Consider the following 442-nt stretch of genomic DNA (forward strand, 5'->3'; position numbering starts at 1 on the left):
GTCTGGAGGAGTATACCACAAGCAGCACAACTACCGACAGCGAAGGTAACGAGGTGACGACCCATACCACCCATTTAGATCAATACCTGACCACCGAACCAGCCCTAGAATACATCACAGATCACAAGGATACTTTGTTATCCGCTGATCAAGTGGAACGGCTTGAGGCGTTGGGGGAGGTTGGCATCTACACCATGCGGCAGGAGCTTGCATCCCCCTTTGTCGGGATTGATTGGAGCTCTGGTCTAACAAGCCGGTTTGGCTGGAGAATCCATCCGATTAGTGGAGACCTCTCCTGCCACTATGCACTCGATATTGCCATGCCGGGCGGCACGCCTATCAACGCTTGTATGAGCGGCACCGCAGTTGTGCCAGGCTACCATGAAAGCTACGGAAATTATGTCAAAATCATGGGCAACAACGGTACCTATACCATTTATTC

Annotated in this window: 1 protein-coding gene; it reads left to right on the forward strand. The window is 51.6% G+C overall.

The window, feature by feature from the left end:
* Nucleotides 1-53: 53 nt before the first annotated feature.
* On the forward strand, nucleotides 54-442 hold a 389-nt coding region (locus tag RX395_RS10090; RefSeq protein WP_316367377.1), incomplete at its 3' end, for a M23 family metallopeptidase.

Origin of the sequence: Collinsella aerofaciens, from assembly GCF_032584215.1 — a bacterium.
Classification (GTDB): Bacteria; Actinomycetota; Coriobacteriia; order Coriobacteriales; family Coriobacteriaceae; genus Collinsella.